This is a genomic window from Fusobacterium perfoetens (assembly GCF_021531595.1).
GTDB lineage: Bacteria > Fusobacteriota > Fusobacteriia > Fusobacteriales > Fusobacteriaceae > Fusobacterium_B.
The window spans coordinates 65,101-89,663 of sequence record NZ_JADYUD010000003.1; the positions used below are offsets into that span (position 1 = coordinate 65,101).

21 protein-coding genes are annotated in these 24,563 nt (G+C 28.2%); 11 read left to right on the forward strand and 10 right to left on the reverse strand.

Going from position 1 to position 24,563, the window contains the following annotated elements; genetic code table 11:
* Nucleotides 1–6 precede the first annotated feature (6 nt).
* Nucleotides 7–1,113 carry a Mu transposase C-terminal domain-containing protein gene (locus I6E17_RS02435; protein WP_235235305.1) on the reverse strand — a complete coding sequence of 369 codons (1,107 nt, stop codon included), beginning with the start codon at nucleotides 1,111–1,113 and terminating at the stop codon, nucleotides 7–9.
* Nucleotides 1,114–1,324: 211 nt separating this feature from the next.
* Here I6E17_RS02435 and ptsG point away from each other — a divergent pair, with 211 nt between their 5' ends.
* The 6 genes from ptsG to I6E17_RS02465 all read left to right on the forward strand — a co-directional run bounded on the left by ptsG (nucleotide 1,325) and on the right by I6E17_RS02465 (nucleotide 6,747).
* On the forward strand, nucleotides 1,325–2,809 hold the full coding sequence (gene ptsG / locus I6E17_RS02440) for a glucose-specific PTS transporter subunit IIBC (RefSeq protein WP_235235307.1): 1,485 nt from the start codon (nucleotides 1,325–1,327) through the stop codon (nucleotides 2,807–2,809).
* 253 nt (nucleotides 2,810–3,062) lie between these two features.
* Entirely contained in the window at nucleotides 3,063–3,533 is a 471-nt protein-coding gene (locus tag I6E17_RS02445; protein ID WP_235235309.1) for a hypothetical protein, read from the forward strand.
* Between the two features lie 16 nt (nucleotides 3,534–3,549).
* A complete protein-coding gene (locus I6E17_RS02450) occupies nucleotides 3,550–4,944 on the forward strand; it encodes a toxin-antitoxin system YwqK family antitoxin (protein WP_235235311.1) in 1,395 nt (464 codons plus the stop codon).
* Between the two features lie 19 nt (nucleotides 4,945–4,963).
* The gene (locus tag I6E17_RS02455) at nucleotides 4,964–5,650 is read left to right on the forward strand and encodes a hypothetical protein (RefSeq protein ID WP_235235313.1); all 687 of its coding nucleotides are present in this window, start codon (nucleotides 4,964–4,966) and stop codon (nucleotides 5,648–5,650) included.
* A gap of 21 nt (nucleotides 5,651–5,671) precedes the next feature.
* Nucleotides 5,672–6,157 (forward strand): hypothetical protein, encoded by a 486-nt coding sequence (locus I6E17_RS02460; RefSeq protein WP_235235315.1) that lies wholly within the window; start codon nucleotides 5,672–5,674, stop codon nucleotides 6,155–6,157.
* Between the two features lie 71 nt (nucleotides 6,158–6,228).
* A complete protein-coding gene (locus tag I6E17_RS02465; RefSeq protein ID WP_235235317.1) occupies nucleotides 6,229–6,747 on the forward strand; it encodes a hypothetical protein in 519 nt (172 codons plus the stop codon).
* 56 nt (nucleotides 6,748–6,803) lie between these two features.
* Here I6E17_RS02465 and nagB read toward each other — a convergent pair whose 3' ends face one another.
* Nucleotides 6,804–7,625, reverse strand: coding sequence for a glucosamine-6-phosphate deaminase (gene nagB, locus I6E17_RS02470; protein ID WP_235235319.1), 822 nt, complete (start codon nucleotides 7,623–7,625; stop codon nucleotides 6,804–6,806).
* Between the two features lie 163 nt (nucleotides 7,626–7,788).
* On the opposite strand from nagB, the gene I6E17_RS02475 reads away from it, so the two are divergent.
* The 4 genes from I6E17_RS02475 (at nucleotide 7,789) to I6E17_RS02490 (ending at nucleotide 15,220) form a co-directional block, all read left to right on the forward strand.
* On the forward strand, nucleotides 7,789–9,516 hold the full coding sequence (locus tag I6E17_RS02475; protein WP_235235321.1) for a hypothetical protein: 1,728 nt from the start codon (nucleotides 7,789–7,791) through the stop codon (nucleotides 9,514–9,516).
* The gene (locus tag I6E17_RS02480; RefSeq protein WP_235235323.1) at nucleotides 9,509–11,605 is read left to right on the forward strand and encodes a BglG family transcription antiterminator; all 2,097 of its coding nucleotides are present in this window, start codon (nucleotides 9,509–9,511) and stop codon (nucleotides 11,603–11,605) included. The genes I6E17_RS02475 and I6E17_RS02480 overlap by 8 nt, the downstream gene beginning before the upstream one ends.
* Nucleotides 11,606–12,135: 530 nt before the next feature.
* Nucleotides 12,136–14,061 (forward strand): PTS mannitol transporter subunit IICBA, encoded by a 1,926-nt coding sequence (locus tag I6E17_RS02485; RefSeq protein ID WP_235235324.1) that lies wholly within the window; start codon nucleotides 12,136–12,138, stop codon nucleotides 14,059–14,061.
* Nucleotides 14,062–14,074: 13 nt separating this feature from the next.
* Nucleotides 14,075–15,220, forward strand: coding sequence for a mannitol-1-phosphate 5-dehydrogenase (locus I6E17_RS02490; RefSeq protein WP_235235325.1), 1,146 nt, complete (start codon nucleotides 14,075–14,077; stop codon nucleotides 15,218–15,220).
* A gap of 143 nt (nucleotides 15,221–15,363) precedes the next feature.
* Here the strand turns inward: I6E17_RS02490 and I6E17_RS02495 are convergent, their stop codons facing one another.
* The 4 genes from I6E17_RS02495 to I6E17_RS02510 all read right to left on the reverse strand — a co-directional run bounded on the left by I6E17_RS02495 (nucleotide 15,364) and on the right by I6E17_RS02510 (nucleotide 20,222).
* A complete protein-coding gene (locus I6E17_RS02495) occupies nucleotides 15,364–16,866 on the reverse strand; it encodes a tripartite tricarboxylate transporter permease (RefSeq protein ID WP_235235326.1) in 1,503 nt (500 codons plus the stop codon).
* A gap of 14 nt (nucleotides 16,867–16,880) precedes the next feature.
* Nucleotides 16,881–17,333: a tripartite tricarboxylate transporter TctB family protein gene (locus I6E17_RS02500; protein ID WP_235235327.1), complete on the reverse strand. Its 453-nt coding sequence runs from the start codon at nucleotides 17,331–17,333 to the stop codon at nucleotides 16,881–16,883.
* A 69-nt stretch (nucleotides 17,334–17,402) separates the two neighbouring features.
* A complete protein-coding gene (locus I6E17_RS02505) occupies nucleotides 17,403–18,371 on the reverse strand; it encodes a tripartite tricarboxylate transporter substrate binding protein (protein ID WP_235235328.1) in 969 nt (322 codons plus the stop codon).
* A gap of 48 nt (nucleotides 18,372–18,419) precedes the next feature.
* Nucleotides 18,420–20,222 carry a sulfatase gene (locus tag I6E17_RS02510; RefSeq protein ID WP_235235329.1) on the reverse strand — a complete coding sequence of 601 codons (1,803 nt, stop codon included), beginning with the start codon at nucleotides 20,220–20,222 and terminating at the stop codon, nucleotides 18,420–18,422.
* 264 nt (nucleotides 20,223–20,486) lie between these two features.
* Here I6E17_RS02510 and I6E17_RS02515 point away from each other — a divergent pair, with 264 nt between their 5' ends.
* Entirely contained in the window at nucleotides 20,487–21,692 is a 1,206-nt protein-coding gene (locus I6E17_RS02515; RefSeq protein ID WP_235235330.1) for an ROK family protein, read from the forward strand.
* A 95-nt stretch (nucleotides 21,693–21,787) separates the two neighbouring features.
* On the opposite strand, the gene I6E17_RS02520 is transcribed toward I6E17_RS02515, so the two are convergent.
* From I6E17_RS02520 to I6E17_RS02535, 4 genes are all read right to left on the reverse strand, one after another.
* Complete coding sequence (locus I6E17_RS02520; protein WP_235235331.1) at nucleotides 21,788–22,129, reverse strand: hypothetical protein; 342 nt, start codon at nucleotides 22,127–22,129, stop codon at nucleotides 21,788–21,790.
* Nucleotides 22,130–22,328: 199 nt separating this feature from the next.
* Nucleotides 22,329–23,333, reverse strand: coding sequence for a 7-cyano-7-deazaguanine synthase (locus I6E17_RS02525; RefSeq protein WP_235235332.1), 1,005 nt, complete (start codon nucleotides 23,331–23,333; stop codon nucleotides 22,329–22,331).
* A gap of 23 nt (nucleotides 23,334–23,356) precedes the next feature.
* Nucleotides 23,357–23,860, reverse strand: a complete 504-nt coding sequence (locus I6E17_RS02530; RefSeq protein ID WP_235235335.1) for a cell division protein SepF — start codon at nucleotides 23,858–23,860, stop codon at nucleotides 23,357–23,359.
* 8 nt (nucleotides 23,861–23,868) lie between these two features.
* Entirely contained in the window at nucleotides 23,869–24,549 is a 681-nt protein-coding gene (locus tag I6E17_RS02535) for a YggS family pyridoxal phosphate-dependent enzyme (protein WP_235235337.1), read from the reverse strand.
* Nucleotides 24,550–24,563: the final 14 nt, after the last annotated feature.

The window sequence follows — 24,563 nt, forward strand, 5'->3', positions numbered from 1 at the left end:
TTAAATCTATATAATTTTTTTATAAAATTTTCCATCTTTAAACAGATATATTCTGTTTGGATGAGACGGAGAATATCTTATCTCTATTTCTTCTCCATTTAACTCTTTTAAAGTATCATCTCTGTAAACTCTGTTTTTAAATCTCACTGATGAAAGACTCACTTTTCTTTTTGAGGGTATAAGAAAACAATCCAACTCTCTGAAAATTTTTCCCTCTTCCAAACTGTCTGTATATGGCTTTGTACTGTATTTCCCAGAGTCAAGATATATATATGAATTTATAAATTCCTCAACCTCTTTCTCATCTACATTTTTTTCTTTTGAAAGATAATATTTATAAATATCTCCCTTAAGAAAATCTATAAACTGATCAATTTTTTTCTCTTCACTTTTGTATTCTAAAATTTTTATTCCTGTATTATCATAGATATTTTTTACAATCTCTCTGTTTATAACAGTTTCAGAACTTAAAAGAATCTCTTTTGGTTTTATAAAATCTTTACAGAGAGCAGATACCTTTAAAATAGTTTCTCTGAAAAAATCTAGGATATTATAAATATTTCCTGTTTCATAATATAAAAAATAATTTATTATTTCAAGAGAAGCCACATCAAAAATAATTAAAAGTCTTGGTACTTTATAGGAACTTTCTTTTTCTTTTATAAGTATGTAAAGAGAAGTTTCCATAGCAGCATATACTTCATGCTCTTTTTTTATTTTTTTCATATGAAGTCTGCTTGTTTTTTTGAAAAATCCATCAAGATTACCTACAATTCTATAAAAAGTTGGGTAACTTATATTATATTCTTTCTTTTCAAGATAATCTCTGCATTTATCGTAAAGTCCTGTAATACTATTTTCTCCACTGTCCCTGTATATTTTTTTAATAATATCTATTCCCTCATCATCTATTGCTCTGAAAGAATTTTTATCCTGACGCTCTTTTTTATCAAGCCCAAGCATACCTTTTTCTTTATATGCTTTTATCCATCTTTTAAGAGTAGCATAGGATATATTAGTTTCTTTTTCTATATCTTTCAGCTTTTTTTCTTTTCTTAAAAAAGGCTCAATTATTTTGAATCTTTTTATCTGAGTATCTTTTTCCGAATCCATAAATGTTCCTCTCTCAAAACCTATATTTCATTGGTATTTCCATTGTACTATAAATATTATTAAAAATCAATCTATATCATTCTTGAACTTTTTATTTAAAAAAAGGCTCATTTTATTAGATAAAAAACTTGACTTTTTTATTAAAAATGAGTATCATTCATTTATAAATAAATTTTAATGAAACAGTATATGTTATTATTTAGGAGGGAAAATGAAGGCTTTTGCAGAAATTCAAAAAATAGGAAAAGCTCTTATGACACCGGTGGCAATTCTTCCGGCAGCAGGACTTTTCTTAGCATTTGGTAACAAATTAGGAATTCCTTTAATGGAACAGGCAGGACAGATAATATTTACTAATCTACCGCTTCTATTTGCAGTGGGAGCAGCAATCGGACTTGTGGGAGGGGACGGAGTAGCGGCTCTTTCAGCAGTAGTTGCAATTTTAATAATGAATACAACAATGGGAATTGTTTCTGATGCAGCAGCAGGGGTTGCAGCAGGAGATATGGCTTATGGTATGGTTATGGGAATACCTACTTTACAGACAGGAGTTTTTGGAGGATTAATTGCAGGAATCATTGCAGCTGTATGTTATAAAAAATTCTATAAAACAGAGCTTCCTGCATTTCTAGGATTCTTTGCAGGAAAAAGACTTGTTCCTATTATGACAGCACTTCTTGCTTTTCTTGTAGGACTAGCTATGCCTGTTATTTGGGTTCCTTTCCAAGTAGGACTTGCAAAACTTAGCTATCTTGCAAATGAAACAAATACAAATATCTCAACATTTATATTTGGTGTTATAGAAAGATCTCTTATTCCTTTTGGGCTTCACCATATTTTCTATGCTCCTTTCTGGTATCAGTTTGGTGAATATACAAATGCAGCAGGACAAGTGGTAAGTGGAGATCAAGCTATATGGTTTGCTATGCTTAGAGATGGAGTTACAAACTTTACAAGTGTAACTTATTCTGGAGCAGGGAAATTTTTAACAGGAAAATATCCATTTATGATGTTTGGACTTCCAGCAGCAGCTCTTGCAATGTATCATGAAGCTAAAACAGAAAATAAAAAAATGGTTGGAGGAATTCTATTTTCAGCAGCTCTTACATCTTTCCTTACAGGAATAACAGAGCCTCTTGAGTTCTCATTCCTTTTTGTTGCACCTGTTCTTTATGGAATCCATTGTATTTTTGCAGGACTTTCATTTATGCTTATGAATATGTTTGCTGTAAGAATCGGAATGACTTTTTCAGGAGGGCTTATTGACTACATCGTATTCGGTGTCCTTCCAGGAACAAGTGGATTTGAAAACCATTGGTATATGGTAATTATTGTAGGACTTATCTTCTCTGTAATTTATTATTTTGGTTTCAGATTTGCTATAAGAAAATTTAATCTTATGACTCCAGGAAGAGAAGAAGCTAAAAAAGAGCAAACAGATGTAAAAGTTGATGGAAATGAACTTGCTGTTCTTGTTCTAAATGCTCTTGGCGGAAAAGAAAATCTTGTTTCTCTTGATGCTTGCATCACAAGACTTAGAGTAGAAGTTAAAGACACAGGAAAAGTTGACGATAAAGAGCTTAAAAAATTAGGAGCTTCAGGAGTATTAAAAGTTGGGGCTAATGGAGTTCAAGCAATTTTTGGTTCAAAAGCACAGTTTATTTGTAATGATCTTAAATCAATGACAGGAATTTAATTCACAACAACTTAATATAGTCTTTTTTACAAAAAGAGGTTAAAATTTTTTAATCTCTTTTTTTGTATAAAAATTTAATAAAATTTTTTTGAAAAATCAAATTTATATAGTATACTTATACTAAGTTAAATAAATTATAAAGTTTTATACTCTAACAACAAAGGGGTGATGCTTATGACATTAGTTATTTTTTGAAAAAATCAAAAAACAATTTTGTCATGAGCATTTTTTTATTATGTAAGGAGCTGATAATATGACAACTTTAATAGGTATTATATTAATTTCAATTGGAAGTTTTAATATTTTTCAATACAATAAAGCTGTTGAGGGAAATTTTTATATCACAGGAACTCTTGTAAGGTATAACTACTCTCCAAGTTTTAATAAACATTATCCTGTTTTTAAATATGTTGTAGACGGAGTAACTTATGAAGAAGAATATAGAGGAATATATAACAGCAAAGCAAGAGAAGAATTAAAAAATACAAATATTGATGAAATGCCTGAGAAAACCAGAAAATTTATGAAAAAAATAAAAGATATTAATTTGACAGAATATGAAGTTGGAAAAGATTACAGACTTTTAGTTAGTAAATATAATCCAAAGGAATATTGGATTGCAGAAGATGGAGCTAACAAAGGCAGAGAATATATTTTGATAATTATAGGAGCAGTCTTTTTAGGAATTTCAATTATTAGGAAAATATTTAACTTTATTTTTTAGAAATGGAGGGCAATTTATGAAAATAAAAATGATACTAGGAGTAATTTTATTAGTTGGAGTTAGTATTGGAAGTTGTGTTTATAAAAATAGATATTCATTTTTTAAATATCTTCCTACTATTGAAGAAGAACAATTAAAAAATGTAAATGGAAAACTTTGTGATGAAGATGGAAAACTTTTTAGTGGAAGAACTAAAAGAGCAAGTGAAGAATATACAGATATTTATTCTTATAAAAATGGAGAGCTTGACGGCTTAAATGTTGTTTATTATAAAAATAATATTAAAGAGATTGGTCATTGGAAAGCTGGCAAACAAAATGGACTTTTCCAAATGTACACAGAAGATGGTATCCTTATTGACAGTGATACTTTTAAAGATGGAGAAAGAGATGGACTTACAGAGCAGTTTTATAATGATACAGGAAAATTAAGAGTATCAGCAAATTATAAAAATGGAGTTCTTGATGGAGAATTTAAAGCATACTATCCAAATGGAAATCTTCAAGGAGAAGTAATTTATAAAAACGGCGAGATGAACGGAGAATATAAAGAATATAACGAAAATAAAAGTATAAGACTTTCTGGAAACTATAAAAACAACTTACAAGACGGCGAATGGAAATCTTATTTAGAAGATGGTACTTTGGAAACAATAGTAAATTATAAAGATGGAGAACTTAATGGTTTAAAAGAAGATTATTATAAAAATGGAAATGTATGGATAAGACAAGAATTTAAAAATAATGATTTAGACGGAGTTTATGAGGTTTATTATGAAAATGGAAATCCACAGCTGAAAGCCAAAATAAAAAATGGACAGACAGTAGAAGAGCAGAGATTTAATCACGATGGCACACCATACAATGAAAAAGAAAAAATAATAAATGGTACTGTTTCTGATAGTTCTGAGGAAATAACTATAAAAGAGGTTTCTGATGATGAGATTGTAATATCAGAAAACTCAGAGGATTTTTCAAAAGAACTTGAAAAAGGAATGGAAACATTAGGAAAAGAAGTTGCAAATCCTTTAAGCTCTATGCTTGATGCTGTTGTTATTACAGAACTTGCATATATTGACCTTATGAACTTTGAAAATATAGAATTTCTTGAAGAAAATTTAGTTTTTAATGAAAATGAGAAAGTTCCATTTAAAAGAAGTTATAAAAATGGCATATATGGAGTTAATGTACCTTTTGAAAATAACACTTATCTTTGGGTTGAATTAAAAGAGAACAGCGAGGGAAAACATAGATTATTTGCAGAAAATTATGAGAAATTTAAAAAGATAAAAGGAGATAAAAAAATAAATCTTGAAGAACTTATTTTCCCTGCAATAGATGATTACTATAGAGAAAATAATATACTACAGAAATTTTTTGATATAACTGTATCTGTGAAAAATCATTCTTAAAGAAGTATAGGAGGAGAAAGTGAAAAAATATTTAATGATTATAACTTGTTTTTTATTAGTTATTTCTATAAATATATATGGAGCAGCTAAGGAGAGTGAAAATAAGATGATAAAAAATAATTTTGAATTTGGACTTACTATCAATGATACATATTTTTCTGTTCCAAGTTCATTAAAAAAACTTATTGATGATGGGTGGATTATAAGTAATAAAACACCATATTTTTTAAATCCATTAGTTGGAGAAGATTATTATGCTGTGAGAACAGATTGGTCATTATCAAAAGATGGTAAAGGTATTCTAAATGGTGGAAAAATTATCAGACTTTTAGAAAAAAATGGAGTATTTTTAGAAGTTACAATTGCAAATCAAGATACAGAAAGTGATGAGCCATATAAAAAAATAGAAGATGGAGTAGTTAATTCTATTACTGTTTTTTATGATAAAAAATGTTCAAACATTAAAATAGATAATAAAGAATTAAGCAGTTTAACACCTGATATTTTATTTAAAGATTATACTCAAAGTGATGGATGGGAACATATCCCAACAAATTATAGAAATCACCCTGAATTTGGAGTTTCAACAGAACACACTATTATGAAAATTATAGATAATAACGAAAGAAGTATAACTATCTATTTTGATTTAGAAAACAGAGCTTTTAAAGTACGGCTACTAAATCAAACACCTTTAAAAAAATAATTTGATAATTATGAAGAAAAAATGAAAAAATTTTTTAAAATAATAATTTTTTTTATTTTATCTGTTTCCTCTTTTGCAGAATGGAAATTTGATAAAAACTATGATATGATTTTTACTAATTCAATAAAATCAGAGCCATTTCAAAGAGGGACTCTTTATATAGGAAAAGGTTCTTATGATGGTATTCTTAATTATCATTCTCTTTATATATTAACAGAGGAATATCCTACTTTTACTGAAGAAACTGCCGAGGATAAAACACTACAGAAAACAGAAGTAAAATTAGTAACAGAACACCCTATTGAATTTGAACGAATTGGAGTAGTAAACATATATAAACCTAATGAGATATTTATACTTCTTATAGATAATGAAATGGAAATTTTTAAAAAAAGTAAAATTTTAAAAATTATTTATAAGGATAAAAATTTATCTTTTTGCTATATAGATTTTGATATAAGAGAATTAGAAAAAGCTATTAAAGAAATTAAAACAAAAAAATTATAATAAAAAAATTTAAGTATTGTAAATATTGAATTTACTTTAATAAAAGAATTGACAAATAAGGAGGAGAAAATATGAAAAAATTAGTTTTTATTTTAGGATTATTAGTGAGTATGGTGTCATATGCTGAAGAACAATCTAATGTAACCAAAGCTGTATCATCAGTAGTATCAGGAGTGGTATCTACTGGAAAAGATGTTTTAAAAGGTGTAAAAGAAGGAATAGATACAGGAAGAAAAGATGGTACAAGTATTGATAATGCTTTTATAATTTATGATAAAGAACAATTTGAAGAAAATGTAAAAGCTGAAGTTTTATCAGTAACAAAAGATGAAGAAGGATATAAAATAACAGTTGGTTTAAAAAATAAAACAGATCAACTTATAAGGCTTACAAATCTTAATGAACAAAAGTCTTTACAGCTTTTAGATACAGAGGGATTTGCTGTTTTTTCTCAAGAGCTGTATGGAGATATTAATATACCAAAGAAAGCTGCTGTAAAAAGTACATTTAAATTTCCTGCTGATGGAACACCAAAAATGTTAAAAATTTATGAAAGTGAAATAGAAATTTCTGACAAAGTAATAAAATAAGAAGGAGAGAATTTTATCTCTCCTTCTTATTTTATGTATAATATGTAATTCAAAGCTTATTTAGAATATAAAGAATTTATAAGTTTTTCTGTATTTAAATTATCTTTTTCTATATCTTTAAAATATCTATAAGTTCCAACTTTTAATTCTCCACAAGCTTCTTCTGCTGCAACAATAATTCCTTTTTCATGAAGTTGAAGAGCAGAGACAGTACACATATGACTAACCCCCTCTTCTACAGCTTTGTGAAGAGCAAGAGCCTTACTTGGTGTATCAACCATTATAAGAACTTCTTCAGATGATAAAACAGTGGATACTCCAACAGTATAAGCAGATTTTGGAACTTTATTTATATCATTGTCAAAAAATCTTGCATTTGCCTGAATAGTTTCTGAAGTAAGATCTTTTACCCTTGTTTTTGATGCAAGAGAAGAACCAGGTTCATTAAATGCAAGATGTCCATCAGAACCAATTCCTCCAACAAATAATTTTATTCCCCCTAGAGATTTTATTTTTTCTTCATATCTTTTACATTCTTCTGCTGAGTTTTCAGCTAGTCCATTTAATATATTTATATTCTCTTTTTTTATATCAACATGATTGAAAAAAGTTTCAAACATATATGTGTGATAACTTTGTTTATCATTTGGCCCAAGCCCAACATACTCATCCATATTAAAAGTTATAACATTTTTAAAAGAAATTAATCCATCATTATAGAATTTTATAAGATTTTTATACATATCAACAGGTGTACTTCCTGTAGGAAGACCTAAAACAAAAGGTTTCTCCTCTGTAGGAGCAAATTCTATTATTTTCTTTGCAACATAAACAGCAGCCCATTCTCCAATTTTTCCTTCAGGTATAACAAGTCTCATAAATTATTCCTCCTTCTATTTATTTTTAATTTAACTTATTGTATAGTTTTTATAAAAAAACATCAAAGTTTATTCTTTTCATAATTTTTTGAAACAAATTAAAAGAGACAAATTCAAATTAATAATATATAATTTATAATAACCATATAATACAGGTGATTTAATGAAAAATATACTTTGTAAGACAGGAGAATTCATTCAAAGAATAATTATAAAAAATATACTGTTATTTATTACAGTAGGATTTATACAGTGGTTAGTTCCTTATTATCCGCCATTTTCACTTTTATCTTTAATTTTTACAAAATATGCAGTTCCTCTTTCAATAGGATATACTACAGGAAATTATATTGATGAAAAACATGGAGGAATAAGCGGAATAATTGGAACATCTCTTATTATTTCAACTGGAGACACAAGAAATATTCTGGAAGTTATTTTAATAAGCTTTTTAGTGAGTTATACAGTAAAATTTTTTAAAGAAAAAATTCTTATAAAAGTTGTTCCAGGATTTGAAATGTTTGCTATAAACTTTTTTGTACCTGCAACATCAATTTTATATTATTTTATATTTCTAAAAATAATTCCTTATATTAATATTTTCTTTAAAGAGGGAACTGATATTTTCTTGAAAATAGGAAATGAAATATGGGGAGTGGCAATTTTAACAGTTATTATAGAAATCTGTAAAATATTTTTTATTAATAATTTTATAAATCATGGATTTTTAGCAGTTATGGGCTATAAGGAACTTTTATTAGATGGAAAATCTTTATTCTTTCTTCTTGAGACAAATCCAGGACCAGGACTTGGAATACTTTTAGCTTTATATTTTTTATCAAAAAATAAAAGAAAAAATATGTTTTCAAGTATAATTATAGAATTTTTTGGAGGAATACATGAAATATATTTTTCCTATGTTCTTAAAAATTTAAAACTTATTAGTGCTGTTATTTTAGGAGGACTTGCAGGAAATATATTTTTTTATTACTTCAATGTTTCCCTTTCAGGAGTTCCTTCCCCAGGAAGTGTAATTTTAATAACTCTTTTATCTTCAGGATCAAGAATTATCCTTTTAACAGGAATACTATTATCTTCTATGGTGTCCTTTGGAACAGCTTATATGCTACTTACTTATGAAAAACAAAGAGATAAAAATAAAACTACAGAAGAAACATTTTTTATAAAAGAAACAGAAAATATTGAAACAGAGATAGTTGTTTTATGCAATGGAGGAATGGGTTCAAGCCATATAGGAAGCACTATTCTGAAAAAAACCATTGATAAATATAAAATTGAAAATGTAAAAGCTTATAGTTCTTTTATAGGAGATAATATAAAAAATCATTCTTTTATAATAACACATAATAATTTAAAAAATAAAGTACAAAAAATTTATCCAAAAAATATTGTTGTAGGACTGGAAGATTATACAGATTATAACTTTTATGATGAACTTATAAAAAAATACTTTATTTTGGAGGAATCTAAAAAAAATAACGATAAATGTGAAGAAAAAATTAAAATAAATTTAAATTTAAAAAGCATGTCTAAAGAAGAAAGTGTAAACTTTTTAGGAAAAGATTTTAATTTTGATAGCTCTTTTCAAATAGGAGAAAATTTTCTTATTGTTCCAAAAAGGGAAAATGTCTTTTCAGATAAAATAACTTTAAATCAATATCCATACGGAATAAAAGAAAGTGAAGTTTTCTTAGTCATTGGAATATGTACTCAAAATGATGAAATTTATAATAGATTCATAGAAAAGATATATGAAATTTCACAAGATAAAAATCTTATATCAGAATTAGAAATTTCTGATGATGAAGAAGATTTTATTAAGACACTGGAATTAAATAAAATTTTTAAAGAGGGAGAGAAAAATGCTTAGTAAAAGATGTATTGAAATAATAGACTATCTGACAAAAAATAATTTTTCCCTTTCACTTAAAGATATGGCTGAAAAATTTCAAATAAGTGAAAGAAGTATAAGATATGATATAGAAAATATAAATTATTATCTAAATAGAGCAAACTTAAATGAAATTGAGAAATCTGCTAAAGGAACTTATTTGCTTAATGAAGATTCTGAAAGAATAGAAAATTTTTTAGCAGATCTTACAAAAAGATTTTATGTCTTTGATGCTGATGAAAGAAAAGAATATATTGAAATGAGATTTCTTTTTTATCCTGATAATAAATTTTTAGATTTTGCAGAAGAACTTGATGTAAGCATAAGTACAATTAAATTAGATTTAAAAGAAATAAAAATTTTTCTTCTTGAACATGATTTAAATCTTGTTTTCATATCAAAGCAGGGCGTAATCCTTCAGGGAAGTGAAGAAAAAATAAGAAATCTTCAGCTTAAATTTATGAATAAATATCTTTATATAACAAGCAGCAATATTTTTATAGAAAAACCTGGAGAAAAAAATTCCCGTGGCTCAAATATAATATTTGAAGAAATTACTTCTGTTTTTGAAGATATTGATTTAAAAATCATAAGGACTTTTGTAAAAAGAATTGAAAAAAAATTAAATGCAGTTATCTCTGATGAGGCTTTTATGCTTTTAAGATTTTATATCGGAATTATGATTGTAAGAATAAGAGACGGACATTCATTGGAAAAAAGAGAGACAAATAAAAAATTTATAATGGAAACAAAAGAGTTTTCTATTATAAAAAATGAGATTGAACATTTAAAAAATTATTTTGGCATAGAAATAAATGAGAGTGAAATGCTTCTCCTTACAGAAATGTTTTTAGGTTCTCACTCATATAACTTCAACTCATCATTTTTTGAAAACTGGATAGAACTTGAAACATCTGTAAATGAAATTATAAGAGATTTAGGAAAAGCTCTTAATATAAATCTTTCTCAAGATAAAATTTTAATTGATGGGCTTTTAAACCATCTAAAACCTGCTTATTATAGAATAAGAAATAATGTTGCTTTTGAAAATAATATTTATAATGAAGTAGAAGAACTTTATAGCAGTCTTTATGAAAAAGTTGAAATGGTCAGCAAAAAATATCTTGAAAAGTATATAGGAAAAACTATTCCAAAAGAAGAAATTGCTTTCCTTACAATTCATTTTAAAACTGCTATTGACAGAAAATTAAGCATTCAGAAGAAAACTAAAAACATACTTCTTGTCTGTGGTTTAGGATATGGAAGTTCTAAACTTCTAGCTCAAAAACTTCTTGAAAGATATGATGTTAATATAGTTGATACTATTCCTTATCATAAATTCTTAGAAATAGATAACTATAATGATATTGATTTTATTATAACCACTCTTGAAATGGAAGAATTAAATTACCCTCTTCCTGTTATAAAAGTTCATCCAATTTTAACAAAAGAGGATAGAAACCTTTTAGAAAGTTATGGTCTTAGTGAAAGCAAAAAAAGAATTTCTTTAAAAGCCCTTATGGATATAATAAGAGAAGAAACAGAAATAGTAAATGAAGAAGAGCTTATAAATAAACTGAAAAAACTTTTAAAACATAAATATATTGATGATATTTCTTCTGCTAAAAGTTATACATTAGCAGACCTTCTTCCAATATCAAATATTAAGGTTAAAGAAGAAGCTTCTTCATGGGAGGAAGCTATACAAAAAGCAGGACAGTGTCTTGTAGATAATAATTCTGTAACTTTGGAATATGTTAATGAAATGATAAAAAATGTAAAAATTAATGGAAGCTATATGGTTATAAATGATAAAATAGCACTTCCTCATGCAAGGACAGAAAATCTTGTAATGAAAACAGGAATGAGTCTTTTAGAATTAAAAGAACCAGTTGTATTCCCAGGAGATAAAAAAGTAAAAATAATTTTATGTTTTTCAAGTGTAGACCATAAAGAACATATAGATGCACTTACAAAATTTGTAACTCTTATAGAAGAACATGATTTTTTAAATTATATAGAACACTCTTCAAAAGAAGATATAAAAAATTTTATAGATAATATGTAGCTGTTCATTTTCTTTGTACGAGCAAAGAATTAGTGTGAACAAATTAAAAATTTAATAAATAAAATTTTTAATTCGTCGGCTCTGCTAGTCGTCGAACTTCCTGATGGTCGTTCGTCTTCTGCATCGACGAAAAGAAACTCGCCCTGCTGGTGAAAAAAGTTTTATTAATTTTGTTCTCAAAGCTAAAATTCATAAACTCGGACTATGTCCTCAAACATATGAATTTTTTACGCTTTGTTCACTGTATTAATAACAAACTTTTTTTCAATGCAGGGTGTTTTTATTATATTAAATAACTATAAAAAATAAAATTTTATGAAATTGAAAATAATTTTCATGGTATAAAATTTTATTTTTTTTACATACAATTCTTTTCCATTTTTTTTGAAAAATTATCTTTCTCACTTTTTTGAATTTATCCACTATCATTTAAAATGAAATGTTTGAACTTTGAACAAAAAATACAAATTATATATAATTTAACTATAAAAAGAAGTGATAAACATAGGATAAATTTTAAGGAGGATATTATGAAGACAGAAAAAAATATTAAAGTTTTGGTTCAATCTTTCGGAAGATTTTTGAGTGGAATGGTTATGCCAAATATAGGAGCTTTTATAGCTTGGGGATTTATAACAGCTCTTTTCATACCAACAGGTTGGATGCCAAATGAAAACTTTGCAACAATGGTAGGAGTTATGCTTACTTATCTTCTTCCAATCTTAATTGGATACAGTGGAGGAAAACTTGTAGCAGGAGAGCGTGGTGGAGTTGTTGGAGCAATTACTACAGCAGGAGTTATTGCAGGAACATCTATTCCAATGTTTATTGGTGCTATGATAGCAGGGCCTGTTGGAGGATATGCAATAAAAAAATTTGATGAAGCAATAGATGGAAAAATAAAATCAGGTTTTGAAATGCTTGTAAATAATTTCTCTGCTGGAATTATCGGAATGATTTTAGCACTTGTTTTTTACAAAGCAGTTGGACCTTTAGTACAAATGTCAAATACAGCACTTGGAAATGGAGTAAATAAACTTGTTGAATTAGGACTTCTTCCTCTTACATCAGTATTAGTAGAACCTGCAAAAATTCTTTTCCTTAACAATGCAATCAACCATGGAGTTTTCTCTCCTCTTGGAATTCAGCAAGTTTCTGATACAGGAAAATCTTTATTCTTCCTTATTGAAGCAAATCCTGGCCCAGGTCTTGGAATACTTCTTGCATATATGTTCTTTGGAAAAGGAAGTTCAAAAAATTCAGCTTCAGGAGCTGCACTAATTCATTTCTTTGGTGGAATACATGAAATCTATTTCCCATACATTTTAATGAAGCCATTTTTATTAGTAGCTGTAATTTTAGGAGGAATGGCAGGTGTTTTCACAAATGTTGTTTTAGGTTCTGGATTAATTGCTCCTCCTTCTCCAGGAAGTATTTTTGCAATAATGGCTCTTGCTCCAAAAGGAGGACTTATAAATGTTCTTTTAGGAGTTATGGCAGGTGGACTTGTATCTTTTGTAACAGCATCAGCAATTTTAAAAACTTCTAAAGAAAGTGAAGAAGATTTAGAAAAAGCAAAAAATAAAATGAAACAAATGAAAGCTCAATCTAAAAATTCAGAAACTCCTGTTATAGCTTCAGGAAAAATTTCAAAAATAGTTGTAGCTTGTGATGCTGGTATGGGTTCAAGTGCAATGGGGGCAAGTGTTTTAAGAAAAAAAGTAAAGGCAGCAGGTCTTGATATAGATGTAACAAACCGTTCTATTTCAAATCTTACAGAAGATATTGATATTGTTATAACACATGAAGATTTAACAGAAAGAGCAAAAGCAAAAGTAAAAAATCCTCTTCATCTTTCAATTAAAAACTTTATGGACGGAGAATTCTATGACAATCTTGTAAATCAACTTAAAAATGAAACTGCTGAAGAAGAAACTGAAGCAAAGAAAAAAGTATACTCAAATGGTGTTGATAAAAGCACAGGAGGAAGAGAACATCAAGCTGCAGCACCAAATGATTTTAATAAAAAAGGAAGTATTTTAAGAAAAGAAGGACTTCTTTTAAATCTTCCATCTGTTCCAAAAGAAGAAGCTCTTAAAGCTGTAAGTAAACAACTAGCAGATTTAGGGTATGTAAGTAAAAATTATGAAAAATTTATATTTGAGCGTGAAAAAGAATCAACAACATACATTGGAAATTATGTAGCAATTCCTCATGGAACTTCAGAAGGAAAAAGTGAAGTCTTAAAACCTGGAATAACTATTCTTCAATATCCTGATGGAATAGATTTTGGAAATGGCAACATAGCTTATTTCTTAATAGGAATTGCAGGAAAAAACAATGAGCATATAGATATTATCTCTCACATATCAGATATTGTTGAAGATGAAGATGAAGTTCTTTTATTAAAAAATGAAAAAGATTTTACAAAATTATATGAAAAATTTTCTTTTTAAGGAGTGATGAAAAATGAAAAAAGCTATACAATTTGGTGCAGGAAACATAGGAAGAGGTTTTATAGGAAATATACTTTCACAAAATGGTTATGAAGTTTGTTTTGCAGATATCAATAAAGCTGTAATAGATGAACTTAATAAAAAACATGAATATATTGTTGAAGTAGTTGGAGAAGATTGTCAGGAAATTTTAATAAAAAATGTTTATGGAGTCATGTCAAATTCTTCTGATATATTTGAAGAAATTAAGAAAACTAACCTTATCACAACAGCAGTTGGGCCTGTTGTACTTCCAATAATTGCAAAAACTTTAGCAGAGGGAATAAAAACAAGAATGGAAGCAGGAATAAAAGATTATCTTAATATAATTGCCTGTGAAAATATGATAAAAGGTTCTTCATTCTTAAAAGAGGAAGTTTATAAACATATAGATGACTCTGTAAAAGAATATATTGAAACTTATGTAGGATTCCCAGATTCAACTGTAGATAGAATTGTACCTCCTATGGAAAAAGGTGCAGATATTTTAAGGGTTAGAGTTGAAGAGTTTAATGAATGGATAGTTGACAAAACTCTTTTCAAAGGAGAAATACCAAACATTGAAGGAATGACTTTAACAGATAATTTAATGGCTTTTATTGAAAGAAAATTATTTACATTAAATACAGGTCATGCTCTTACTGCTTATCTTGGAATCTTAGAAGGACATAAAACAATAAGAGAAAGCATAAATGATGAAAAAATAAAAGATGTAGTTGTTCATGCTATGGAAGAAAGTGGAGAAGTACTTATTAAAAGATATAACTTTGACAGAGATGCCCATGAAAAATATATTAAAAAAATTGTTTCAAGATTTGAAAATCCATATCTTGTAGACGAAGTTGATAGAGTTGGAAGAGAACCATTAAGAAAATTAGGATATAATGATAGATTAATAAAACCTCTTAGAGGAACTCTTGAATACAACACAAAAAATGATAACCTTATCCGTGGTATAGCTGCAGCTATGGCATACAGAAATGAAAATGATCCACAAGCAGTTATTCTTAAAGATAAAATTGAGCATGAAAATTTAAACAAAGCATTTAGAGAAATTACTTCTCTTTCAAATAATCCTGAAATAGAGGATAAAGTTATAGAAGTTTATAAAACATTATAAAGCCGACACACAACTCTCAATAAATACTTAAATAAGCAGGTGGATATTTTATCCCCTGCTTATTTAATTTCTTATTCAAAATAATTATATTAAATAAAAATGGAAGTACGAAATGTACTCCCACTTTTACTTTTTATAAAAACTTAGTTAGGGTTTCTTTTGCTTCTTGCAATATTTTCTTTTACAATAAATCCTATTGTTATTACAAGAACTATAATAAATACAAGAGAAATAGGTCTCTTATAGAATATTGAAAGACTTCCTTGAGAAATTATAAGTGTTCTTCTTAAGTTTGATTCTGTAAGAGCTCCCAAAACAAGTCCTAATAATACAGGAATTGTTGAGAATTTAAGTTTTACAAGAATATATGCTATTATTCCAAATGCTATTGAAATATATAAATCAAACATTGAACTTTTTATTGAATATGAACCTGCAAAACAGAATACAACAATTATAGGTATCAATATTTCACTTGGAATCTTTGTAACTTTTGCAAAGAAACCTGTTAAATATTTTCCTTGAATGTACATAAAAATATTTATAAATACAAGTCCAACCATTATTGCATAAAGAGTAAGTCCATGCTCTTGGAATAGATTAGGCCCCGGTGTTAACCCATTTGCCATAAGTGTTCCAAGAAGGATAGCAACTGCAGCATCTCCAGGTATTCCAAGAGTTAAAAGAGGAATAAGTGTTGCACCTGTAACAGCATTGTTTGCAGATTCTGCTGCTGCAATTCCATCTATTGAACCTTTTCCAAATTCTTCAGGATGTTTTGAAGTTTTTCTTGCTCTATCATAACTGAAGAATGAAGCCATTGAAGCTCCTGTTCCTGGAATGATACCAACTATAACACCAATGATTGATGATCTTAAAGCATGAGGAAACATTCTTTTATACTCAGCTTTTGTAAGTTTTCCTGTATCTTTTACAGATTCAAGGCTCATAGTGGTAGAAGCTTTAAAATCTTTACTTCCATTTGAATTTGAAATTGTTTCAGAAAGAGCAAATAAACCTATAAGAACTATTACAAGATCAAAACCTGCATAAAGATTATAATTATTAAGAGTAAATCTAAATGTTCCACTTATAATATCCATTCCAACTGTTGAAAGGAAAAGACCTATACATCCTGAAATTATTCCTTTTGCCAGACTGTCTCCACTTACTCCAGCTATTATTGAAAGTCCAAATACACAAAGAATAAATATTTCTGATGCTCCAAACTTTAAAGCAACTTTTGCAACTTGTGGAGCTAAGAATAATAGTACAAGAGCACTGAATATTCCCCCAAAAGTTGAAGCTTCTAAAGCTATATTAAGAGCTTTTTTAGCAAGCCCTTTTTTTGCCATTGGATTTCCATCAAGCATTGTTGCAGCTGCATGAGGAGTTCCAGGAGTATTTATAAGAATTGCTGAAATAGATCCTCCATAACTTCCAGCACAATAAATCCCAAGTAAAAACATAAATGAATCAATCGCTTCTAAGTTATAAGTGAAAGGAAGAAAAAGCACCAGACAAAGCATTACTGTTAAACCTGGAATACAACCAAATACTACTCCTGCAAGAAGACCTAGATTCATATAAATAAAACTGCTAAGTTTAAAAAATTCAAAAAATCCATCTATAATATTTGCAATCATCTCTTTCCTCTCTTTTATGGCAGCTGTACAAGCAATATATTTTTAAATATATAAGTTACAGCCATACATATAATAGTTACTATAATATAATATTTCCAATTTTTACATTTAAAAAATATAAGCATAGAATAACAATAAACTATTGAAGCAATCATAAATCCTATTTTATTAAGAAGGAAAGCATAAGCTACAAGAAGTACACATACAACTGCTGCCCTTCCCTCTTCTTTAAGATTTACTTCAACTTCACTCACTGGACGCTTTGAAATTAATTTTATAATATCTGAAACAAAAATAAACAAACTTGAAAAAAACATAAGTAAAACAATAAGTCTTGGAAAACTTCTTGAAGTTATAATCCCATCTGAATTTATAGGAATTTGCGAAGGAATTAGATACCACAATATCATTGAAAGAATGATAAAAATTGCTCCTCCTACAATATTTACTTTAATTTTGTATTTCACTTGTTTTCACCACCTCAAATTTTAAAGATGAGGGCGACTGCCTTTTCAGCCACCCTCTTTTAAAACAAACTATTTTTTTATCATTTCGTAGAATCTTTTAGCTTTTTCAGTAGAGTCTTTTATATGTTTATCACATTCTTCAGGTCCAATAGGATCAAGAGTTAATCCTAAATTAGTTGCTGTTTCTTTAAATCCTGGTTCTTCAAATATTTGAAGAACAGCTTTATACATTTTATCAACTATAGCTGGATCAGTTCCTGCAGGCATTAAAAGAATACATCTGTTTACTAAGAATGTATCATATCCATAATCTCCAACACATTCAAGATTATAAACTTCATCTTTTAATGGTTTTTCATCAAATACAACAACTGGAGTTAAACGATTTGTTTTTACAAATTCTTTAGCAAGGGAAGCATGAGTAATTCCTATAACAGTATCTCCTGATAAAGTAGCTGTCATTGCTTCATTTGCACCATCAAAAGAAACACCTTCAAAATCTAATCCCATTTCACTTAAAAGAGCTGAAATCATAAGATATTCTGAAGAATTAAGACCTGCAACTGCAAATATTATTTTCTTATCTTTTCCATATTCTTTTAAATCTGCAAGAGATTTTACTCCAATTTTTGGATTAGCTACCATTACAAAGTTTGATTTGTAAATATTAACTACTGGTGTAAATTGTTCCCACTTAAATGGAACAGGATTAAATAAAGGTCCTATTGCAAAGTTTCCTTCTCCTCCATAAATTAGTTTTACAGAATTAGGTTTTTCACGAAGATATTCAGTAAGAGCAACTACTCCTCCAGCTCCAATTTTATTATCAGGAACAACAGGTTGTCCAAGATATTTTTGTCCATATTGAGCTAAAGCTCTGTTAGCTTGGTCTGCAAGACCTCCTACTGCCCAAGGAACTGTAATAATTACAGGTTTATTCGGCCAATTTTCTGCAGTTACTTTTTTAGCTGCAAAAGACGGTAAAGCTGTTACAAGTGCTAAAATACAAATTACTAATACTCTGAATATTTTTTTCATAACTTCCTCCTGACTTTTGTTTTGTTTGTTTTATTTTGTTTATAAAATTTATTTTCTTCTTGAAAGTAGATTTAAGAAATACATAATCATAGATTTTCTTTCTTCATCTACTCTTTCCTTTACAAATTCTTCAACAAATTTTTCTGTTATTAAAGAAATATTTTTAGCTTTTACTTCCTCTTTAAATTCCATTACAAGCTTATCTTTATCAGATGTTTTTACAAGATTTATAAAAGCTGTAAGCTCATTTTTTGTATTTCCTTCCCATTCTAAAGAATCTTCCATATCTTTATCTATTGAATATTCTCTTTCAAATGTTTCTCTATAGTTTATTACATCCTCTCTTGTAACTTCTTTATCACATGAAAGTCCTATTCTTTCATATTGCTCACAAGGGGCATCGCTTTCTTTCATAAGTTCTCTCATAAGATTTGCCATTCTTACTTCTGTATCAATATCAGTTATAGAATTTATCTGATGAGGATCTTTTTCTATATCAAAAAGCTGAGTTCCAAATCTATAGTGCTGATTAAAGTTTTTAACTTCTATTTTCATTGTTCTGCAACCTTTTGTGAACGAGAAAGGTTCTGCTACTTCAAAATCTTTAAGTTCTTCTATGGAAAATCTTGATTTTATATGTGTAGGCATAAGAGTATACTCATAAAGAGGAGCATTTGTATTTACTGCTTCACCTCTCATATACACATATTTTCCGTCTGTACAGTTTATCTGATTTCCATGCCAACCAAAAATACAAGCTTCTCTTACTTTTTTATCATTTTCTATTGTTTCTCTTAAAGGTTTCCCCTGCATATCTTTTGGAATCTCCATTCCGAAAAATTCAAGAACAGTAGGTGCCATATCTATCAGCTGAACTAAAGAATGTCTTGTCTCTCCTTTTTTCTTAGATCTTGGATCCCATATAAAAAGAGGAGTATTTACAAGTTCATTATATGCTGGCATCATATTTTTTGCCCACCATCCATGTTCTCCAAGAAGGAAACCATGGTCTGTACATACAATAAGCATTGTATCGTCCCACATATTATATTTATCCATAAGATCTAAAACATTTCCAAGGCTTCTGTCACATTTTGAAAGAAGAGCTGCATACTTATATTTTAAATTTTCTACATCATCACTACTTTCAATTACAGGATGATAATCAGGCCAATCTAAATTTTTCTTTTTAATATGTTCCCCATAAAGTGCATCATATTCTTCAGGGACAACATATGGTTCATGTGGATCAAAAGATTCTATCTGTAAGAACCAATTATCATCACTATGATTCTTTTCTATAAAGTCTATTCCTGCTTTAAATGTTCTTGACTGAGGATAATCTTTTTCTTCTTTAAATTCCTGACGGTTTACCCATTCCTGACGCCATATATCAGCAAGTTTTTCTCTTGAAGGAAGGAAAAGTCTTTGAGGTGCTTTTGCATCTTCAGGAATCTCAGGGAATTTTATCTGCCCTTTCCAAGGATCTCCTTCTTGTCCTCTTATCATTTCCCAGCTTGAAAATCTGCTGTGATATGTTGCTCCTCCGTCTGCCCAGTATAAATGATGATCTGTAGCAAGATGAGTATAAACTCCATTCATTTTTAAAATTTCAGGCATTGAATCATCAAATGGCTCTAAAGGTCCCCAGCTTCTATGAAGGAAATTATATCTTCCAGTATGAAGCTCTCTTCTTGCAGGCATACAAGGAAGACTTCCTGCAAAACAATTATTAAATTTTACTGAATGTTCTGCAAGCCTTTGGAAATTTGGTGCTTTTATCCAAGAATTTCCATAAGGTGGAAGATAATTTTTATTCAATGAATCAAACAATATCATTATTGTTTTCACCTTATACCTCCTAATTAATAAATTTTATAAAATAATATATTATACCCTTTATTTTATGTATTTTTTGTATTATTTTAATATTTATTTTATCATTTATAAACTAAATTTTAATTTCCTTGTTTTATTTATACCTCATTTATTTAAAAAAAGCAAACTTTTTTTGATAATTATTAAATTTTTTTTAATAATTATTTTAAGAGCTCTTATATTTTCAAAAAAAATGTGCTATACTTTTATTATCAAAACATTTTGAAGGGAGAGACTATGAAACAGCTTGAAAAATTAAAAATAAATAATATTATGTCCGTTCTTGAGTTTATGAGATTAAATGAAAATTGTTCTAAAAAATTCATATCTTCTTCAACGGGGCTTTCATCTACCCTTCTTACAAATATCTGTAATCACTTAAAGGAAAAAAATTTAATTATAGAAGGAGATGTTCTTGCTTCAAATAGAGCAGGAAGAAAAGAAATAGCTCTTAATATAAATTACTCTCTAAAAAAGATAATAGGAATAAATATATCAAGTGAATATTGTGAAATAGTTATTTCTGACTTAAAACCATCTCTTCTTTTTTCAAAAAGAATTCCTACAAACCTCAAAGATGGAGATAAACTTATGGAATCTATTTTCAGCATAATATTTTCATATATGGAAAATAATTCTCTTTCTGTTAATGATTTTGCAGGAATTGGAGTAAGTTCAAAAGGTACTACTGATGTTGAAAAAGGAATCATAGGAGAAGACTTCCTTGAAAAAAAATTAGAAATAAAAGAACATATAAAAGAAAAAATAAATCTTCCTGTTTTCATTGAAAACGATGTAAAAAGTTTATCTGTAGCACAGAATTTCTTTTTTCCTGAATATGATGATTTTTTTCTTATAAAATATACTATTCATGGAATTGGAGGAGCTCTTTTTAAAGATGGGACTCTTTATACAAATAAAGAAAATATAGTAGGAAGAATAGGGCATATTATAATAGATCCTAAGGAGGACTATTGCCCTGTATGTAAAAGAAAGGGCTGCCTTGAAAGCATCATATCAATAAACAGAATAAAAAAAGAACTTGAAAAGAATTTTAATAAAAAAGATTCTCCTGTTTTAGCAGAAGAACTTAATAACAGTTTTGGAAGTTTTAACATTAATAAACTTTTCTCAGCTTTTGAAAAAGGCTCTATACAAGTGAATAATATTTTAAGAAAAAGTGCTTCTCTTATGGCACAGTCTATTATAAACACATATGCTCTTACAGGAAGCAGTAATATTGTTCTTTATGGAGATTTCTTTTCGTATAAATCATATATGTTCCTTCTTGAACAATATATAAAAGAATATCAACTCACTGAATTTTGGGATAAAATCACTTTAAGTAAATTAAGTCCTGAACAAGAAACCCTTGCAAGTTGTGTTGTTGTTATTAAAAAAATCTTCTATGAAGAACTTAATAAATATTTTCACCTCATCTAATTCTAAAAATATTTTTAATATAATAAGGGCTGCTGCATTTCTAATTTATAAAAATAAAATTTTATAGATTTGCAACAGCCCTTATTTTAAAAAATTTATTTTACAATTTCTTTTATCTTTTCTATAACTGATTCATCATATTTTACAGTTTCTGAAAAAAATGTATAATCATTATAATTTAATGCTATCTCTAGATATTTTTTTCCTTTTTCAATATACTCAAAGAAATTTATTTGATTTGTTTTTCTGTCTGTCATATTTGGAAACCATATTCCAAGCCATTTACATATATGGGAAACCTCAATTTCGTCAAATGAAAGCTGAATATATCTTTCTACTACAGATTCTTTTTCAGAGTCAGTCAAGGCAGCTCCAAAATTTTCATCAGCATGAATTATTTCCATATTTGTCAGTAATAATTTATTTTGTGTTGTCATATTACTCCTCTCCCTTTTCCCAAATCTCATCTTATTAAACAAAAATTTCTTTAAAATGTATATTTATAATTTAATTAATATATTTTAAGAAAAAATATATTTAATAATATACACTAATATTATACAAAATTTTTGCTTATTGATAAATATTTTTTTGCTTTTTATATATGAAAAAAGGAGGCTTCCCTCCTTAATCATATCACTCCATTGTTACTTGATATTTTTTAATGTTCTCTTCCACAGCTTCTTTATCAATAATATCTACAGAAACTGGTTTTTCATTAAAGAAAATTTCTATAGGCTGTTCACCTTTAAATTTACAGTATCTTGAAAAAAGATTTTTTGCAAATTCAATCTGTTCTTCTGAAAGCTCACCATATCCTAGAATATATGGACCTCCCACACCTTTTCCTCTTATAAACATAGAACCTGCATCTTTATATTTTACAATCTCGTCATTATCTTCTTTCATTCTTCCTACAAAAAGATATTTTCTCTCTTCAAATCTAAAAAATCTACCTTTTTTTAGGAGATGGAATATTTTTGAACTTTCTTCATTAAGAAGTCCATCTTGTTCAATAAGTTTTAATCTTTTTGAATATCCAGGATCTGTTAAAAGGCATCCTCCTGCAGGAGTAGGATAGTCAACTATTCCCATTTGCTCTGCAATTTCTATTTGTCTTTTTCTGCTTCTTCCTTCTATATCAAGAAGTTTTTCTCTGTCAATAAGTCCTTCAAGTTCTGCTTTGCTAGGAGGAAGAAGTTTTGCTGATAAAGGTCTTACTATTAAATCTTCCAATTTAGAAAGTCCTTTTACTTTTTCAAGAGCCTGATAGTTCTGAGACATAGGTCTTTGTCCTAAAACTTCTCCTGAAATAAGAAAATCTGCATCATACTTTTCTAAAAGCTCTCCAGCAAATTTAAACATAAGAGCATGACAATCAATACATGGATTCATGTTTTTCCCTCTTCCATATACTGGATTTTTCATCATTTCTATATGTTTCTGACTAAAATCAACATATTCTAGCTGTACCCCCAGCTGTTTTGCCATAGCTTCAGCCTTTTCATTTTTTCCTCCGAAAAAATGAGAAACAAAGTTAAGTGCTATAACTTCAACTCCTTGATTTGTTATTAATTTTATTGCCAGAGCACTGTCAAGCCCTCCTGAAAATAATGCTAATGCTTTTACTTTTTTATTCACTAATTTTAACCCCTTCTATTTTCTTATAATTTTAAAAATGATTTTTCTTTTCTTTCGTTTTCTCCGTCAAAAAATACATTTATATTTTTTGGAACAGAAACATATACATTTTTACTGATCTCTATAAGCTTAGCTTCTTTTATACTCATAGCTCCACTTAAAAAATCTATTATTCTCTGAGCTGTTTCATTGTCAAGATGCTCAAGATTAAGTGTTACTGTTTTATCATCTTTTATATAATTTGCTATTTTTTTACAGTCTTCAAATTTTTTAGGATCAATTATAACACTTTGATAAGCTGAAGTGTCCATTGTTTTTTCCTTTTCTCTTTCTTTTACTTTTTTCTCATTCTTAGATTTTTTAAAAAGCCCTTGAACTGGTTCAGACTGATTAGATTCTTCACCTGCATTTTTTTGAATGTCAATATCTATTATACCTGTATCTTCTGCTACTTCTTCTCCTTCTCCCATTCCAAGTATTTCTTTAAAACTTCTGAATTTACTTTTTAACTTTTCGTTATTGCTCATAACTCCTCCTAATTATATAATTTTGTTCCGATTCTTATGATTGTAGAACCTTCTTCCAAAGCTATTTTATAATCATGGCTCATTCCCATAGAAAGTTCTGTTAATTTTCCATCAAAATATTTTTCATTAAGTTCATCTTTAATTTCTCTTAATTTTCTGAAACTTGCTCTTATTTTATCTTCATCTGTAACATTAGGTGCCATTGTCATAAGCCCTTTTATATTTATATTCTGAAGTTTCATAAGTTCTGGAAGCTCTTTATAAAATTCTTCAAGATCATATCCCTCTTTGCTGTCTTCTCCTGAAAGATTTATTTCAACAAGAACATCAAGTTTTCTTCCACAAGCAGCTGCTCTCTTATCAATTTCCTGAGCAAGAGATAACTTATTTACAGAATGTATCATACATACATAATCAATTATATATTTTACCTTGTTTTTTTGTAAATTCCCTATGAAATTCCAGCTTATTTTGTCTTTCACATCATCCATAAGTTCTCTTTTAGCTTCAAGAACCTGAACTCTGTTCTCTCCAAAATTTAAAATTCCATTTTCCATAAGTTCTTCTAATTCAGCTCTTCCTACATTAGGATACTTTGTAACAGCTACAAGTTTCACTTTTTCAGGATTTTTTGAATACTTTTTTATATCCTCTAAAACTTCTTGTACATTTTTTGTAACTATTCCCATTTCATTCACCCGCT